This window comes from Brucella pseudogrignonensis, from assembly GCF_031454375.1.
GTDB classification, from domain to species: domain Bacteria; phylum Pseudomonadota; class Alphaproteobacteria; order Rhizobiales; family Rhizobiaceae; genus Brucella; species Brucella pseudogrignonensis_A.
In genome coordinates, this window is sequence record NZ_JAVDQT010000002.1 from 618,921 (window position 1) to 636,063 (window position 17,143).

The window sequence follows — 17,143 nt, forward strand, 5'->3', positions numbered from 1 at the left end:
CTCGCCACCGCAGCCCTGTTGTGGACGCAGACATTCAATCTCTTTGTCCTTGAATATAACCCAATGATAATCTTAGAATATAAAGAGGTTTGAGACAGCTAAAGATGTGCTGCATATCGTGCAGCAACCTGAACAGTAAGAGTAAAATGCCCGTTCGTCATATAATCAAATACCCCGACCAAAGCCTGCGCACCGTCGCAAAACCTGTTATCGACTTTGATCAAGCCCTGCGAAACCTTGCCGACGATCTGCTTGACACAATGAGGGCAGCGCCTGGCATTGGCATAACCGCACCGCATATAGGCATTGCGGAACGACTGGTTGTTCTTGAGCTGTCCAGAGAAACTGGCCCCCGCATCTATGCAAATCCAGAAATCATCTGGGCATCTGACGAGACTATTCGCCATCAGGAAGGCAGCGTCTCGATGCCCGGAGTTGTGGATGAGGTTGAGCGTCACGCACGCATTCGAATCCGTTACCAGGATCTCGACGGCGTTTCCCAAATTGAGGAATCCGACGGACTGCTCGCGGTTTGCCACCAACATGAAATTGATCAACTCAATGGAATTTTCTGGATTCAGCGCCTGTCCCGACTAAGGCGCGAACGGCTCATCAAGCGCTTTGAGAAATTGCATCGTTAAAATATTTTCAAGGCGGCTAAATAAGTGCTTTTAAATTGTTGAGTTCTTCTGAGGGTTAATATCTAAGTATAGTTATTATCATGCCCCCGGATCATAACCTTGACCAAAGAAACATTAGCTTCGAATATCGCGTTTTCACGTACTGCTGTCATCAGCACAGCAATGATATTTGGCCTGACATATAGCCTAAGCGCTGCACTGATCGCACTCGATCTGGATGAAATGGGCTATAGCGAAGCGATTATTGGCGCCAATGCAGCAATGCATGCGGTTGGCGTTCTTTGTATGGCATTTTTGTTGCCACGCTTAAGCGCTCTTCTTGGAATGCGCCTTCTGGTCATCGTTGCTCTTGCCGCAGCAGCACTACTTCTTGGACTGTTTCCAGCTATTCCGCTGATTTGGCTTTGGTTTCCATTGCGTATCCTGCTGGGGGCTGCATCGGAAACACTGTTTGTCGTATCCGAGACCTGGTTAAACTCACTCAGCACGGATGAAAACCGCTCCAAAACCATGGGCATATATACTGCCGCGCTCTCACTTGGTTTTGCTCTTGGACCCTTGATCCTATCACTTGTTGGGTCGAATGGTTTTCTTCCCTATTTCATTGGGTCTGCTCTCGCAATTGTCGCGGCATTGGCGATTGCCAGCCCGAAGGTAAATGCACCGCCAATCGACGACAAGCCACATGGAAGCCCTCTCCAATATCTGGCATTAGCGCCCGTAGCACTTGCCGCGACAGTGCTTAATGCTGCTATTGAATCCGCAGGCCTTTCATTTCTCCCACTATATGCTGTCGATCTCGGATGGAGTGAAAATCAAGCGACACAACTTATGTCAGTTATGATGTTTGGTGCTATTGTCCTCCAGATCCCAATCGGCTTTCTCGGAGACAAGGTTAATCGCCAGACATTGCTGCTGGTGCTCGCAGCCCTCTCTGCTGCAGGCGCTGCAGTCTGGCCATGGGCGCTAACTTTGCCATGGCTCACCTATACTTTGCTCTTTGTGTGGGGTGGTACATTTGTTGGTATCTACACAATCATGCTCAGCGTTGTTGGGAGCCAGTTTAAAGGTGCGCAACTCGTCGGCATTTATGCCAGCATGGGATTGATGTGGGGTGTGGGAGCACTGATCGGACCACTCTTTGCAGGGATTGCACAGCAATATCTGGTCCATGGCCTGCCGGTTTTTGTAACCATCGCATGTTTGGCTTTTCTCACATTGGCTTTGACCTTGCGCAAACGCAGCCCAGCAGCGACCAATTAGGCATTACGTTTCAGAAGCTTAATGACTGACAGAGCCTTCATACAGAAGGCCCTAATCCTAAGATTACAACCAAATCTTAACCACTTATTTACCACGTTTGTAAGAAACTGAACCTAGCAAATCATTGCGCCGATTTGTTCGTGGATTCGAACTCTGGCGGTTTCTGTTTTTGAAAAGCGAATTTCATATGGCAAACTCACATCAGGCTTCTGGTTCTCGTTCAGTCATCGACGAACTCAACGCCCTGCGTGAGCGTCATGTAACGTCCACGGCACCAAATTGGAGTGCTATGGACGAGCTGCACAACACATTGGCACAGCTGGAAAAACGCCTCAGCAACTCGAGTGAAATGAACGCACGAGAGCGCTTTTCCGAGCCTCACGCTTCGGACAGACGCATTGAGGATATTGCAGAAATTGCTGAACATCTCCGTCGTTTAAATCGCGAAAAAGATGTCTTTGGGCAATATGGAGAGCGAGTATCGCCAGCTATATCGCGGCATTCATACAACAGCCGTGAGGAACAGCGCTCGCCAGCTTTTGACACTGGTCTTCTTCGACAGATGGACAGCCGACTGGATGAGATCAGCCGCGCAGTTATTGCTGCCAATCAGCGCCAACAATCAGATCGTGAAGAAGCGCTTCGTTTGGAGCGTATTGAAGCCCGTCTAACAGAACTTACACAGCAGCTTGATAACTCTGTGGCTGACCAGAATGCTGATACGCTTTTCCGTCGCCTTGGTGAGTTATCGCAGCGTATTGATGCTTTAAGTGAAGGTTCACACCTCCCTGACGAGGCAATTGAGCATCTGGCACAGCAAATCAATCTTTTGGCACATCAAGTTGGACGGGTTATGGAAAACCTGAGCCAGCCTGACTATCATATTATCGAGTCACGGCTTGAAGCAATTGGCCAGAAATTAGAAGCTGCCGAGAAATGGTCAGCCGAACCGAACCCTGCCCTTCTTGAAAAGATAGATAACAAATTCAGAGAGTTAACTAAGCGCCTGGATGCGCAATATGCAAGCCACTATGCGGAAAGCGGCTTACTCCATACGCTTGAAGGCCGGCTTGATGACATCTCACAGCAAATTTCGCTGAGCCTTTTACAAACACCACCATCAAGCGAACTCGCTCTGGGTGAAAGTGAAGCAATTCGCGGGCTAGAAAACCAGATAGCAAATCTGGCGCGGCAACTGGCAAAACCGTCTGCAGAATTTGCAGAATTAAAACCACGGCTCGATACGATTGAACGCTCAATCGCCGACAGCCGTGAGACATTTCTGGATGCTGCGCGCGAAGCCGCTGAAACAGCTATTGCGCGTGTTTTGAAACATGGCACGCAACAAGACACGACAATAGCACTTCAGCTCGCAAATGACATGAAGTCACTCGAGAGTCTGGCGCGCAGTGCAGATGAACGAAACAGCAAAACATTTGAAGTTGTCCACGAGACACTCGTAAAAGTGGTTGATCGTCTCGCCAATCTTGAGCGACAAATTGATCTACGCCCCAGTGATTCATCGATTGCATCAAAGGCAAAACCCGTTGCAAACCCTTATTCAGTGGCACCAAACACTGCTCCAAAAAGTGTAACTCCACTCGTTGAGCAACAGAAAGCTCCTGCTGTCGATGCAATCGGCGGCGGTGAGACCCTTGCACGGCTGGCGCCGAAAACACGGCGCGAACCTGTCTTGGGCGCATCGTTGGATTTTGTTCAACCCGACAGTGACAGTGTTCTTGACCTCAACACAATCATGAAGCGTGTGCGTGAGGAACGCGGCCAGCAAGATGAAGAAGAAACAAAGGCAAACAAGAAAGCTGATCTGATTAGCGTTGCTCGTCACGCAGCACAAAAAGCAGCGGAAGAAGCAAGCCGACTTGAGCTGGATACAGACCAAAATAAAGATAATAAAAAAAGCTCACTCAGCGCTCTGTTCGGCCGCCAGCGCAAGCCAATTCTGATGGCAATTGGTGCCGTAATGCTCGCGATTGCAGGCTTGCAAGTGGGTGCAGCTTATCTCGAAAATAATCAGCAAGCCGAGATTGCCGCTACGGACAGCACACCAGAAATCGATAACAATACAACCGCTTCTATTGCTCCTACCAATGAGAGCAAAACCACAACCGACATTCAGCCAATGCCGCAGCTCTCAATGCCGGAGACACAGGCTACCGAACCACAGGCATCGGACACCCCGACTGAGCCACAACCGGAATTGCAATCTGAGCGCAATACATTTTCTAATGAAGCACCCGCTCAAAAAACAGAAGCTTCATTGATCGAGGTGCCTGCTGATGCAGGCCCTGCAACACTCCGCGAAGCCGCTGAATCTGGAGATGCCCACGCGCTTTTTGAAATCGGCAACCGCTACTTCGAAGGAGTTGGAGTTTCAAAGAACGACGCTGAAGCAGCAAAGTGGTATGCGCTATCGGCCGAAAAAGGTTTTGTTCCAGCGCTTTATCGTCTTGGAAACATGAATGAAAAGGGGCTCGGAATGCCCCGCAATATCGGTAAAGCCATTGATTGGTATCAGCAATCAGCGCAAAAGGGCAATGCGGGAGCGATGCACAATCTGGCCGTTCTCTATGCTTCAGGTGCAGGTGGCTCTCCCGACAATGCCGCTGCTATTCGTTGGTTTACAGATGCAGCCGAACTGGGTGTAAAGGACAGCCAGTATAATCTCGGCATTCTGGCAGCACAGGGTCTCGGAATGCCGGTCGATCTGGAAGAAAGCTATAAGTGGTTTGCACTCGCTGCAAAGGCTGGCGACAAGGATGCTGCGGACAAGCGCGACCAAATTGGTGCGGCGCTAAATCCGCAACAGCTTCAACGCGCAAAAGACACAGTAGAACTCTGGAAGGCAAAACCGCTTAATCAGGAAGCCAATTCGCTCGACATGCCCGAAAGCTGGTTAGAAGCCAAGCCAGTTGCACAGGCACCGGTCGATATGAAAAAAGCTGTCCGCAACATTCAGCTTATTCTTCAGAAGAATGGCTATGATGTTGGTACCGCCGACGGCGTCATGGGCAACAAAACCCGCAACGCCATCTCGGAAATTCAGAAAGCCAATGGTCAGGAGCCTACTGGCGAAGTCAACCAGCAGCTTGTCCAGCTTCTGCTTGAAAAGAATAAATAATCAAACGATCAGGGTGCGATACTGTCCTGATCGGCAATGATCGATTTTGAATCGCAATAAAGTCTCGCACTTTCATTGTCTTTAGCGTCGTTCGTAAACTTTTCTGTCGACGAATAGACCCGCACTTCTGCGTCTCGAATAGCTCCACCGAGACGCTTATCTTCCGTTACAACGAAGGCATAAACATATTCACCGCGCGCGTAGCCCAGTGCCATAGTCATATCGGTTGGATGGTCGACATTGGTGTCTTTGGTCGAAAACCACGTCGAGTTAGTTTCAAAGTAGAGTTCGGACGGTTTGGTTCCGGTTACATAATTGTAATAGGCTTCTTTCTTATCGGGATGCGCTTTTGGATCCGCGATACGACAAAATTCGACACGCGCATCGCGATCAGGAATATTGCAGGCAAATTGCGTCTGCCACGGTGGAATGCAATTGGCCATTGCAGGCAGTGGAAGAAATGTTGTCAGCGCCAGAACCACATATTTCATAATAGCTTATCGCTTCCCGCTCTAATCGTGTTTTACGAATGAACGGATATATTAGAATATTAGCGCTATAAAAAGCGAAAAAATGATTTAATTCAGGTCATTACTCGTTGCCATAAGTAACAGGTTGAATCTTCTCTACGCGGATTAATATTAATGGAATAACAAGGGGAAGATTCATGCTGCTATATGTAAATAATGAAATGGAAAATGGAATTATTGCAAAACTGCCCCTTGCCCTCGACAAGGACATTAAGGGATTTCAGGGCGATGCCATCGACTTTGAAATTTCATCAATGAATGGACAACTCATTCCTGTAGAGGATGTGCAACCATATAAATCTATGTTCAGAATTTTCTCTGGAAGCTCTGAATTAAAGAATATTTACATGGCGCTTTCGTTTAATCTCAATTTCGTCACCCCAGACGGCAAGAAAACGTCGTTGATGCGATCAAGCTCTACCGATGAATGGCTCGTTACAAACGGGGATTATTACTGCGATGCCGCAACATCGTTTGGCTTCACATCTGGTAGCAAATTCGGAGGAAATTACAGCGCAAGCCTCGCCAACGCGTTCCTTTATATCATTAAAACTGGCAGCCTGATCGACAACAAAATGTCGGAACCGATCGCGATCAAAGCGCAATTTTACCCATCATCAGCACACGCGGCGATCACGCCAAAAGATGGCATTCAAATCGTAATCAGCAACCGCCAGAATGCGCTTGAATAGCAAAGATAAAGCAGTTTTTCGGCGGTGAGCATTGTCATATTGTGGTCCACAAACAACAATGTTCTATTTTCTTTGGTCATGCCACTTCTAAGTAACTCTATTTGCAATCGGTGTTTGACTTCACAACGTCGAAAGAGCAAACCCATAGAGTGCATTTTCTGTGATCATTTTCAGCTAACATGCACGCCAAATCAAATTGTTAGAACTGCGTTCTCATAAATTTCTACGAAAACGGGTTTTAGCGGAATTAAAACAGACCTTGCGGCACAGCGCGACCGCACAGGACTGCGTGTGGTGCGTTTTAAAACCGGGTTCGGAATTGGGTATCTACCTTCCCATTGCGGAATTGTCGGTCAACATGCTGGTTCTGCTTGGCATGGGTGCTGCCGTTGGCTTTCTTTCCGGATTGTTCGGAGTAGGCGGCGGATTTCTCATAACACCACTGCTTATCTTTTATAACATTCCACCCGCTATCGCCGTTGCAACCGGTGCAAATCAGGTTATCGCATCGTCTGTTTCAGGTGCTCTTGCACACTTCAAACGGCGAACACTCGACATCAAACTCGGGCTGTTTTTGGTTGTAGGTGGTATACTCGGATCGCTACTCGGTATCTTTGTCTTCTCGTGGCTGCGTGATCTGGGACAGCTCGATCTTATCGTTTCCATCCTTTACGTCTTCTTTCTTGGCACTGTCGGCGGGCTAATGCTGGTTGAAAGTTTACGTGCACTCCGACGCGTGAAAAAGGGACAGGCGGGCGCGATCCGCCGTCCCGGTCAGCATACTTGGATTCACAAACTGCCCTTCAAGATGCGGTTCCGCGCATCAACGATCTATGTCAGCATCATACCCGTGCTCGCCATTGGCTTCTTTATCGGGCTGCTATCATCGGTGATGGGTGTGGGTGGTGGCTTCATCATGGTGCCAGCTCTGATCTATCTGCTGCATGTACCGACCAATGTTGTTGTCGGCACGTCGCTATTTCAGATCACTTTCGTTACGGCTTTCACTACGGTCATGCAGGCAACGACCAACCAGTCAATCGACATCGTGCTGGCGTTTCTCCTGATGCTCGGCGGCGTAATCGGCGCGCAATACGGCGCGCGTGCGGGGCAAAAGCTGCGCGGTGAACAGTTGCGCCTGCTGCTGGCGCTGCTCGTCCTCGCCGTTGGTCTGCGTCTCGCCTTCGGACTGTTCGTACGGCCTGATAATCTGTTCTCGATCTCGATAGCGGATATGTGACATGCGGAAATTCGCACTCATATCCACGCTATTATCCGGCCTTGCTGCAATACCCGCATCCGCGCAAATCAATTCGAGCGGCGACGGCAATGGCGTTCCACAGCTGCAAAATCCGGCTGAGGAAACGATCGAAATCGGCCTTTCGACCGAAACAATCGCGATCACTTCCAATTTTGGTGGCACGGATCTCACAATCTTCGGTGCTCTCGACAACGCGGATCCAACAATCCTTCGCCGCGGACGCTACGATATTATCGTCGTGCTACAAGGCCCGTCGCGCGATCTGGTGGTGCGTAAGAAGGAACGTTATCTCGGTGTGTGGGTAAATGCGGATTCCGAAACATTTCTCAATGTACCGCTATCCTATTCGCTCGCGTCAACGCGTAACTTGCAGGATATTGCTGACGATAAGCTCTATCGTCAGCTGTCCGTTGGTGTACGCAATTTTTATCTGCGGCCGGAAGATCCAGCCAGCCTGTCTGGCAACATTCCAAAATTTGGAAATGAATTGCGCGAGATGAAAATCCGGCAAGGACTATACAGCCAACGTATCGGTGGCGTTGAGTTTCTCTCACGCACTCTGTTTCGCGCAACGCTTAACCTTTCAGCCAATGTGCCTGTAGGGCGTCATCGCGCCCGCGCACTACTGTTCCGCAATGGCGTTTTCCTGCGTGAAGCCAATGCAAGCCTTGAAATTGTAAAAGCCGGTGTCGAGCAAAGCATTTATGATGCGGCACATAAATACAGCTTCTATTATGGTTTGTTTGCTGTGTTTCTAGCCGTCTTCACCGGATGGGCAGGCCGCATTCTGTTTAAGCGCGATTAACCTCCGACCAGCGCAGCATGTGCAATCGGGTAAACCTTGCCCTGCCCTAGCATGTAAGCGCGCAACGTTGTATCCACAAACAGCCCGCGAAATGCACGATCCAACACATTGAGTGCGCCGGTATAGGCGCCGAAAGCTGGCATAATCAGCCGTTGACCATCGCTCGCAAAACATGGACGCCGAACCGAGCGTCCGCGCCGCACAATCCGCGCAGCCGGATGAAGATGGCCTGCCACCTCACCTTGCGCCGTTGTTCGAGATGGCTCATGCCGGAATGTAAGTGGTCCGATTGCCAGCTCATCAATACAGTCACCAGGTAAATCAACGGGTCGATCAGGATCATGATTACCCGTAATCCAGAACCAGTCGCGGCGCTCCATAAGTGATTTAAGACGGATTGCATATAGCGACGGCAGCCGCTCGCTGGCCTTTGCATCATGAAAACTGTCACCAAGACTGATCACTATGCGCGGCTGATAGCGCGCAATCACAGTGGCCAGCATATCGAGCGTCGCGGCAGTATCATAAGGCGGAATGAGCTGGCCGCGTCGGGCAAACGACGAACCTTTCTCAAGATGCAGGTCAGACACGACCAACATATGAAGGTCTGGCAAATACAGCGCACCACAGGGATCATAAATGGTCGCGACCCCGCGCACCTCACTATGCGCAAGACTGTAAGCCTCACCATTTCCCCAAACTGCGGTCATTCTATCGCTTCTCTGATCAGTTCATCCGCTGCCTCTTCAAGCAGCATGTCATCGCCTTCACCTGCCACGCGTTCGCGCCCGATTTCAAGCATAACAGGCAGCGCCAGCGGCGAAATACGATCCAGCGGTTTATGCAGCAGATGACCCTTCACACGCGCCAACATATCACCCAGACGCTTAATGTCTAAAAGACCGGTCGCAGCATCAGCACGCGTTGCCTGTAACAAAATATGATCCGGCTCGTGGGTGCGCAGCACGTCATAAATCAGATCCGTTGACACCGTCACCTGACGGCCCGTTTTCTCGAGCCCCGGATGCCGTCGCTCGATAAGCCCTGAAATCACGGCACAATTGCGGAAAGTTCGCTTCAGAAGATAACTTTCATCAAGCCATGCTTCGAGATCATCGCCCAGCATATCCTCATCAAACAGGCGCGTCAGATTAAGTTTACCCGCAGCAATCATAGCACCCATATCTTTTAGGCCCCAAAGCCCCAGTGAATAGTCGGTCGCGACAAAACCAAGCGGATGCGCGCCCATTCGCTCCAGACGACGTGTCAGCAGCATACCAAGCGTCTGATGTGCCAGCCTGCCCTCGAAAGGATAGGCGACCATGTAAAACCGTCCGCCCTTGGGAAAAGTCTCGATCAACAATTCATCCGTACGCGGCAGAACCGACTTGAACGCCTGCACTTCCAGCCATTCTCTCACTTGTTCGGGCAGAAACTGCCAGCGCGAACGGTCTGCGAGCATCGCACGCACCTGAGAGGCGAGATAGGTTGAAAGCGGAAATTTGCCGCCAGCATAGACCGGGATTTTGGCATCCTGCCCGGCTGCATTAGAAGCCATGCATTCGTTTTCACGAATCCCTTCAAACCGTAGAACCTTGCCTGCAAAAAGAAATGTATCTCCCGGCGTCAGTGTTTCGAGGAAATATTCCTCTATCCGGCCCAGAACACGGCCACCTCTCGCATTCGCTCCCTTACCGCCACGCGTAAGCCTGACATTCAGCTCCGGCGCTTCAACAATCGTCCCAATGTTAAGACGATATTGCTGCGCAATGCGCGGATTTGAAACCCGCCATGTGCCATCGGCAGTCTTACGGATTTTGGCGAAGCGCTCATAGGTTTTAAGCGCATAGCCGCCGGTTGCCACAAAATCGAGAATTTGATCAAAGGTTTCACGCGTGAGATTTGAATATGGCGCAGCACTCTGCACCTCTCGATAAAGCTGATCGGCATTAAACGGCTCGGCACAGGCCATGCCCAGAACATGCTGTGCCAGCACATCCAACGCACCATCGATCAATGGCAGAGTATCCTGTGCTCCAATATAATTTGCATCGAGCGCTGCGCGGCACTCCATCACCTCAAAACGATTGGCAGGCACAAGAATGGCGCGGCTTGGCTCATCCATGCGGTGATTGGCACGACCGATACGCTGCGCAAGACGGCTGGCACCCTTTGGCGCGCCGACGTGAATGACCAGATCGACATCGCCCCAGTCGATGCCAAGATCAAGCGTTGAGGTAGCGACCACAGCACGCAATGTGTTGGCTGCCATGGCCTGTTCAACCTTGCGGCGCTGACTGGCATCAAGCGAGCCATGATGTAGGGCAATTGGCAGCGTATCCTCATTGACGCGCCAGAGCTCCTGAAACAGCATCTCCGCCTGACTGCGCGTATTGACGAACAATAGCGTCGTGCGATGGGCGCGGACCGCCTCATAAATATCTGGGATCGCATAGCGTGAAGAATGCCCGGCCCATGGCACACGCTCTTCGGAATCGAGAATGGTAATTTCAGGCTTTGCTCCACCATCAACCGTCACGAGACCAGATTTCGGGTCAGTGTCATCCTGCTCGACCAGCCAGCGACGCAACTCATCGGGCTGCGCGACAGTTGCCGACAGGCCAATTGTTTGCAGTTGTGGTTGCAAACGGCGCAAACGCGCAAGCCCCAGCGCGAGCAGATGACCACGTTTGGAAATAACCAGCGAATGCAACTCATCCAGCACCACGTAACGCAGGCCTTTGAAAAACTGCTCTGCGCCTTTGGAAGCGATCAGCAAAGCAAGCTGTTCCGGCGTTGTCAGAAGAATGTCAGGTGGCGCCAGTTTCTGCCGCTGACGCTTATGTGCGGGCGTATCGCCAGTGCGGGTCTCAATCGTAATGTCGAGACCCATTTCCTCGACTGGCATGGTCAGATTGCGATGAATATCGACTGCAAGCGCCTTAAGCGGCGATATGTAAAGCGTATGCACGCCTTGTTGTTTTGCCATGCCCGGCTTTTTTCTGCCCCGTTGCTCCAGATCGACCAGCGCAGGCAGAAAGCCAGCCAGTGTTTTGCCAGCACCTGTAGGCGCGATCAGCAGCGTCGATTGCCCCTGTTCGGCGCGTGAAAGCAACTGCAGCTGATGAGCACGCGGCGACCAGCCCTTCTGTGCAAACCATTTTACAAAACGGTCTGGCAGATCAAAGGCATCCGTTGGTGTGGTCGGGGTCAGGTTCAGCGTCACTCCACCAATCTAGTGCTCACAAGTCTTTCCGCCAAGATGTTTGTTCACTTTTGTTCTCATTTTATAGGAGTCTTTTCATTGGCTCTTTCCAGCGCGAAGGTGCTGACCTATCTAACCATTCATGCGCTTCAACGAGCTTCTGCACTCCACACCCAAAGGTCTTTACTGCCCGCCCGGCGATTTTTATATCGATCCGGTGCGGCCAGTTGATCGTGCGTTGATCACGCATGGTCATTCCGATCATGCGCGCGCTGGTCATGGCAATGTGCTCGCGACCCGGCAAACTCTGGATATCATGGCGATCCGCTATGGCGCAGATTTTGCAGGCAGTACGCAGCATACCGGTTTGGGCGACGTGCTCAATGTTAATGGCGTCACAGTCAGCTTTCACCCCGCGGGGCACGTGCTAGGGTCTGCACAGATTGCGGTCGAGCAAAACGGCACGCGTATTGTAGCATCGGGTGACTATAAACGCGCATCCGACCCAACCTGCGCACCTTTTGAGCCCGTCGCTTGCGATGTTTTTATCACGGAGGCAACATTTGCTCTTCCGGTTTTTCGGCATCCTGAAGCGGCACACGAAATCGCGACACTGCTCAAATCGCTCAAACAATTCCCTGAGCGCGCACATTTGGTCGGGGCTTATTCCCTTGGAAAAGCACAGCGCGTTATAAAACTCATCCGCAATGCAGGTTATGACGAACCGATCTATATCCATGGCAGTTTGCAAAAACTCTGCGATTACTATCAATCGCAAGGCATCGATCTCGGCAAGCTGGAACCTGCAACGCTTGAACGTGGTGAAGTAGCGCCCAATTTTGCTGGAAAGATCGTCATTGGCCCGCCGTCTGCGTTGGCTGATCGCTGGGCACGACGCTTTCCGGACCCCCTGCCCGCATTCGCATCGGGATGGATGCGCATCCGTCAGCGTGCCAAGCAACGCGGCGTGGAATTGCCTCTGATCATTTCCGATCACTGCGACTGGGATGAGCTCACCGCCACCATCAGTGAAATAAAACCCGCCGAGGTCTGGGTCACACATGGACGCGAAGAAGCGCTGGTTCGCTGGTGCGAATTGCAGAACATTCCAGCGAGACCGCTGCATCTTATCGGCTATGAGGACGAAGGAGACTGATGCGCGCTTTCGCTGAACTTCTCGACCGCCTTGTTCTCACACCGCAGCGCAATGGAAAATTGCGCCTATTGGTCGATTATTTCCGCACCACGCCGGATCCAGACCGAGGGCTGGCGCTCGCAGCGATTACACGCGATCTGGAATTGCAAAGCGTCAAACCTGCAATGCTGCGCGCGCTCATGACTGATCGTATCGATCCGACGCTTTTTGCCTATTCTTACGATTATGTCGGCGATCTTGCCGAAACGATCTCACTAATCTGGCCCGGCCCAAATGAAACGCCAGCAGGTGCCAATCTGTCGCTCAGCGTGGTTGTGCATGAATTGCAGAATGCTTCACGCCGCGAAGGTCCATTGCTCATTGCAAGCTGGCTTGATGTGCTTGGCATTTCCGAACGCTATGCTCTTCTGAAACTCGTGACTGGCGGCTTACGCATCGGTGTTTCAGCACGCCTTGCAAAACAGGCGCTAGCGAACTTCGGTGACGTAGACGTGGTTGAAATCGAAGAGCTGTGGCACGGCCAGATTCAGCCTTACACCGCACTGTTCGAATGGCTGGAAGGCAAAGCTCCAAAGCCTGCGGCCACCGCCGATGCACCATTCAGACCGGTGATGCTGGCAACGGCACTGGATGAGGCCGAAATTCCCGTGCTTGATCCATCCGCCTATAGTGCAGAATGGAAATGGGATGGCATTCGTGTGCAGGCCGTATCCGAAAATGGCGTACGGCGGCTTTACTCTCGCACCGGCGATGATATTTCCGACACTTTTCCCGATGTGCTGGAGGCCATGGATTTCGAAGGCTCGATTGATGGCGAATTGCTGGTGGGCCATCACGGCGAAACGGGCATCGAAACCGCAACCTTTTCCGATTTGCAGCAGCGGCTTAATCGCAAAACAGTTACGACCAAACAGTTGCGCGAATATCCGGCCTTCATCCGCGCCTATGATCTTTTGCAGGATGGCACGCAGCAATCAGGCGAAGATTTGCGAGCGCTGCCCTTTTCAGAGCGACGTGCGCGGCTCGCTCAATTTGTAGAAAAGCTCGATAAGCGCCGGTTTGATTTGTCGCCGGTCCTTCAGTTTTCAGACTTTAACCAACTCGCGCAACTACGCCTCAACCCGCCCCATCCGGTTATTGAAGGGCTTATGCTCAAACGGCACGACAGCACTTATGTACCGGGACGTCCCAAAGGCCCATGGTTCAAATGGAAACGCGATCCGTTTACCATTGATGCCGTGGTTGTCTACGCGCAACGAGGCCACGGCAAACGCTCCAGCTATTATTCTGACTTTACCTTCGCAGTGTGGACTGGCCCCGAAGACGCACGCGTTCTCGTGCCAGTTGGAAAGGCATATTTTGGCTTTACCGATGAAGAATTGAAGCTGCTCGACAAATTCGTCCGTGAAAACACGATTGAACGTTTCGGCCCGGTGCGCTCTGTGCGCGCTGAGCCTGACCATGGCCTTGTGGTGGAGGTTGTCTTTGAAGGGCTTAACCGGTCAACCCGGCACAAGTCCGGCGTCGCAATGCGTTTTCCGCGCTTCTCGCGCCTGCGCTGGGACAAACCACCCCGCGAAGCGGACCGGCTTGAAACGCTGGAAAAGCTGCTGAGCTAATTATTCGGCAGCCGCAGTCGTGACGCGAATTGCAAAAATATCGACCGCTTTGCCGGAGCCGCTCAAATCGGAATTGATCATAATCTTTCCCCCGCGTCCCGCAGATTGGCCTGCTTGAAATTCCTGATCAAAAAGGAAATCGCCCACAGAATCGCGAACGTCATAACGCCTGCGGCCGCAGTCACCGAGACCTGCGAAATCACAGTTAACGGACATTTGCGTGGTCTTGCCATCATCGCTACGGGCAACAATATCGAAGGTCGCCTTCTTACCAGCAAGTTGATTTAGCACGCCTTCACCGACATCGAATGTCACGGTATCGTTCACGCCATTCGACTGCACACGCACAAAGCTGTTTGTGCCTTCGCGCATAATGTCAGCTTTAGCTCCACCCTGAACGGACATGCGCGTAACATCAGCCGGTGTAAAAATATTGATCCAGTTACGGCCTTCAGGATCCTCACCTTCCTTAATCGGGGCCATATTGTTCTCAGTGAGGAGCGGGCTTGAACCATTTCCGCGCGTGAAATCGGCAAAACTGTTATAAAGCGAAAACCCGATAAGCCCCAAGACAACAATGACCAGTACGGGAACACCGACGCTGATAAGCGGCGAGCGGCGCTTCTTCTTGCGGTCTTTGCGAGAAACCCCAGCATCATAATCCGATGCGGTCTCAGACCGAGCCGAACCGCGTTTTTTCTTTTTGGGATCACTCCGAATATCTGCTCTATCGAGAGCTGGACCAGTTTCAAAACTGCTATCACCAAGTACCGGATCAGCGAATTCAGGCGAGCCAAGCGAGGGGCCTCGCCGGTCCGATGCAGCCTGTGTGGACTTGAATTCACTCTCAATACCCGAGATCGCGTCTTTGACTTTCTCGCGCCGCTGCCTTTTTTGCTCTTCGCTGAGTGCTGTGTTAGCAACAAGCGCACGCTCATGCGCGCCCCATGCAGCCTCATAGATACGCTGCCGGGTGGCCGGACTATGTGCATCCGACTTTGCGAATGCATTTCTTATAGCGCGCTCGATACTTTCCAAAGGGCAGTTCTTCCTCGATTTCTAAAATCCATTCTGCAGGTTTCCAGGCCGTCATAGTGTGACTGAGTCCTCAGAAAGAAGCGGATTAAGTGAGCCTCAGCGAAATTAACGTCTGAATCAAGGCATTTAGCGGTTCTGCATCAATTTTGGCTACCCGCAGCGCCTTATAAAGTTGTCTATTACGAACTTTATACCTCTTTTTCCCCCAACCTCTGGCCAAAAGATACTGCGGCTTCACGGACAACCACCTCGATATGCTCCACTCGCTTTCTGCATATTTTCGTGTTGCCGTAAACCTCAGTCGTGTTAAAACTATTACGTTTACGCAAACGTCAATTTTGGAGGATAAAATGGCATTGCCGGATATTTTGAAGAACAAACTGCGCATTCCTGTCGTTGGAGCGCCACTGTTTATCATCTCCAATCCGGCCTTGGTATTGGCGCAATGTAAAGCAGGAATTGTCGGCTCATTTCCTGCACTTAACGCCCGTCCAGAAGCGCAGCTTGATGAATGGCTGTCCGAAATTACAGAAAGTTTGGCCGCGTATAATGCCGCCAACCCCGATCGCCCAGCTGCACCGTTTGCCGTTAATCAGATTGTGCATCGCTCGAACAAACGCCTTGAGCACGACCTTAACCTTTGTGTGAAATACAAAGTGCCAATCGTTATCTCCTCTCTCGGAGCCGTGCCTGAAGTCAACGCGGCAATCCATTCCTATGGCGGCATCGTTTTGCATGATGTTATCAACAACCGCCATGCCAACTCAGCCATCCGTAAAGGTGCTGACGGCCTTATTGCGGTTGCAGCGGGCGCTGGTGGCCATGCGGGTCTACTTTCACCCTTCGCACTTATTCAGGAAATCCGCGAATGGTTTGATGGTCCACTGCTGCTTTCCGGTGCAATCGCCAATGGCGGCGCCATTCTCGCAGCACAAGCCATGGGCGCCGACCTCGCCTATATTGGCTCTCCTTTTATTGCGACGACAGAGGCACGCGCATCAGACGCTTACAAACAAATGATCGTGGAATCGAATTCGTCCGACATCGTTTATTCAAACTACTTCACTGGCATTGCTGGCAATTACCTCAAGCCATCAATCACAAATTCTGGCCTTGATCCGGAAAATCTGCCGCAAGCTGATCCAACAAAAATGGACTTCGATAAAGTGCAACAAGAAGGTGCAAAAGCCTGGAAGGACATCTGGGGCTGCGGACAAGGAATAGGCGCGGTAAAGAAAGTTGCACCTGTGTCACAACTGGTTGAGCGCCTCACATCAGAATATACAGCAGCGCGCAACCATATCTGTGGCGGCGCATAAATGGGATTTGCCCATTAAGGGATCCATCTTTTAAGAAGGTCTGAGACAAACATACAGAACGTGCGTTTTGGACCTTGCTTTCCTTCCCGCTTTTAGTTATCAGCGCAGCGTTCGGTCACAATTGGCTGATAGTCCTTCGGGACACGGGAACTTCTGTTCCGGGCCGCTTTAGCTCAGTTGGTAGAGCACATCATTCGTAATGATGGGGTCAGCAGTTCGAGTCTGCTAAGCGGCACCATTTAAATAATAAAATCTATAGCTTATATTTTCACGCTCTTTGCCAATTCTTGTCTATTGCGCACTGCTAGCCACCAGTTGAAAAGCAAAAAGAAACGTATTGCTTCGATAGATTGACCTTGCCCACCCGTAAGCGGGTAGGGATAATAGCCATCCTCGTGCTTAGTCAACCGGCGGTTGGTAGCCGCCGATTCCTCCTCGTGCTTGGTAAACTGGCCAAAGTTTGGCCAGTTATCTC

General features: G+C 51.3%; 13 protein-coding genes and 1 tRNA gene. 10 read left to right on the forward strand and 4 right to left on the reverse strand.

Translation table 11 applies throughout. The features are described from left to right. The first annotated feature begins 146 nt into the window (after nt 1-146). The 3 genes from J2782_RS10690 (at nt 147) to J2782_RS10700 (ending at nt 5,043) form a co-directional block, all read left to right on the forward strand. On the forward strand, nt 147-641 hold the full coding sequence (locus tag J2782_RS10690; protein WP_310012190.1) for a peptide deformylase: 495 nt from the start codon (nt 147-149) through the stop codon (nt 639-641). Between the two features lie 99 nt (nt 642-740). After that, complete coding sequence (locus tag J2782_RS10695) at nt 741-1,904, forward strand: MFS transporter (RefSeq protein WP_310012192.1); 1,164 nt, start codon at nt 741-743, stop codon at nt 1,902-1,904. A gap of 187 nt (nt 1,905-2,091) precedes the next feature. Continuing rightward, nucleotides 2,092-5,043 carry a peptidoglycan-binding protein gene (locus J2782_RS10700; protein ID WP_310012196.1) on the forward strand — a complete coding sequence of 984 codons (2,952 nt, stop codon included), beginning with the start codon at nt 2,092-2,094 and terminating at the stop codon, nt 5,041-5,043. 8 nt (nt 5,044-5,051) lie between these two features. Here J2782_RS10700 and J2782_RS10705 read toward each other — a convergent pair whose 3' ends face one another. Next, nucleotides 5,052-5,534, reverse strand: a complete 483-nt coding sequence (locus tag J2782_RS10705; RefSeq protein ID WP_310012199.1) for a hypothetical protein — start codon at nt 5,532-5,534, stop codon at nt 5,052-5,054. A 176-nt stretch (nt 5,535-5,710) separates the two neighbouring features. On the opposite strand from J2782_RS10705, the gene J2782_RS10710 reads away from it, so the two are divergent. The 3 genes from J2782_RS10710 to J2782_RS10720 all read left to right on the forward strand — a co-directional run bounded on the left by J2782_RS10710 (nt 5,711) and on the right by J2782_RS10720 (nt 8,331). Further along, on the forward strand, nt 5,711-6,265 hold the full coding sequence (locus J2782_RS10710; RefSeq protein ID WP_310012201.1) for a hypothetical protein: 555 nt from the start codon (nt 5,711-5,713) through the stop codon (nt 6,263-6,265). A 319-nt stretch (nt 6,266-6,584) separates the two neighbouring features. After that, the gene (locus J2782_RS10715; RefSeq protein ID WP_310012205.1) at nt 6,585-7,505 is read left to right on the forward strand and encodes a sulfite exporter TauE/SafE family protein; all 921 of its coding nucleotides are present in this window, start codon (nt 6,585-6,587) and stop codon (nt 7,503-7,505) included. A gap of 1 nt (nt 7,506) precedes the next feature. Next, nucleotides 7,507-8,331 carry a TIGR02186 family protein gene (locus tag J2782_RS10720; RefSeq protein WP_310012207.1) on the forward strand — a complete coding sequence of 275 codons (825 nt, stop codon included), beginning with the start codon at nt 7,507-7,509 and terminating at the stop codon, nt 8,329-8,331. Here J2782_RS10720 and pdeM read toward each other — a convergent pair. Both pdeM and J2782_RS10730 read right to left on the reverse strand, forming a co-directional pair. After that, complete coding sequence (pdeM, locus tag J2782_RS10725; RefSeq protein WP_310012208.1) at nt 8,328-9,041, reverse strand: ligase-associated DNA damage response endonuclease PdeM; 714 nt, start codon at nt 9,039-9,041, stop codon at nt 8,328-8,330. The genes J2782_RS10720 and pdeM overlap by 4 nt on opposite strands. Then, nucleotides 9,038-11,557: a ligase-associated DNA damage response DEXH box helicase gene (locus J2782_RS10730; protein WP_310012210.1), complete on the reverse strand. Its 2,520-nt coding sequence runs from the start codon at nt 11,555-11,557 to the stop codon at nt 9,038-9,040. Before J2782_RS10730 ends, pdeM begins: the two co-directional genes overlap by 4 nt. A 121-nt stretch (nt 11,558-11,678) precedes the next feature. Between J2782_RS10730 and J2782_RS10735 the strand changes: the two genes are divergently transcribed. Both J2782_RS10735 and J2782_RS10740 read left to right on the forward strand, forming a co-directional pair. After that, nucleotides 11,679-12,692, forward strand: a complete 1,014-nt coding sequence (locus J2782_RS10735) for a ligase-associated DNA damage response exonuclease (RefSeq protein WP_310012213.1) — start codon at nt 11,679-11,681, stop codon at nt 12,690-12,692. Beyond that, nucleotides 12,692-14,311 (forward strand): cisplatin damage response ATP-dependent DNA ligase, encoded by a 1,620-nt coding sequence (locus J2782_RS10740; protein WP_310012215.1) that lies wholly within the window; start codon nt 12,692-12,694, stop codon nt 14,309-14,311. Before J2782_RS10735 ends, J2782_RS10740 begins: the two co-directional genes overlap by 1 nt. Here J2782_RS10740 and J2782_RS10745 read toward each other — a convergent pair whose 3' ends face one another. Then, entirely contained in the window at nt 14,312-15,349 is a 1,038-nt protein-coding gene (locus J2782_RS10745; RefSeq protein WP_310012217.1) for a hypothetical protein, read from the reverse strand. A gap of 350 nt (nt 15,350-15,699) precedes the next feature. On the opposite strand from J2782_RS10745, the gene J2782_RS10750 reads away from it, so the two are divergent. Together J2782_RS10750 and J2782_RS10755 are read left to right on the forward strand one after the other, a co-directional pair. Further along, on the forward strand, nt 15,700-16,668 hold the full coding sequence (locus J2782_RS10750; RefSeq protein WP_310012218.1) for an NAD(P)H-dependent flavin oxidoreductase: 969 nt from the start codon (nt 15,700-15,702) through the stop codon (nt 16,666-16,668). Between the two features lie 162 nt (nt 16,669-16,830). Then, nucleotides 16,831-16,906: transfer RNA gene (locus J2782_RS10755), tRNA-Thr, on the forward strand. Nucleotides 16,907-17,143 lie beyond the last annotated feature (237 nt).

Coding starts and splice junctions, on each gene's coding strand:
- J2782_RS10690 (WP_310012190.1), top strand. CDS start 147: ATGCCCGTTCGTCATATAATCAAATACCCCGACCAAAGCCTGCGCACC.
- J2782_RS10700 (WP_310012196.1), top strand. CDS start 2,092: ATGGCAAACTCACATCAGGCTTCTGGTTCTCGTTCAGTCATCGACGAA.
- J2782_RS10705 (WP_310012199.1), bottom strand. CDS start 5,534: ATGAAATATGTGGTTCTGGCGCTGACAACATTTCTTCCACTGCCTGCA.
- J2782_RS10710 (WP_310012201.1), top strand. CDS start 5,711: ATGCTGCTATATGTAAATAATGAAATGGAAAATGGAATTATTGCAAAA.
- J2782_RS10720 (WP_310012207.1), top strand. CDS start 7,507: ATGCGGAAATTCGCACTCATATCCACGCTATTATCCGGCCTTGCTGCA.
- pdeM (WP_310012208.1), bottom strand. CDS start 9,041: ATGACCGCAGTTTGGGGAAATGGTGAGGCTTACAGTCTTGCGCATAGT.
- J2782_RS10735 (WP_310012213.1), top strand. CDS start 11,679: ATGCGCTTCAACGAGCTTCTGCACTCCACACCCAAAGGTCTTTACTGC.
- J2782_RS10740 (WP_310012215.1), top strand. CDS start 12,692: ATGCGCGCTTTCGCTGAACTTCTCGACCGCCTTGTTCTCACACCGCAG.
- J2782_RS10750 (WP_310012218.1), top strand. CDS start 15,700: ATGGCATTGCCGGATATTTTGAAGAACAAACTGCGCATTCCTGTCGTT.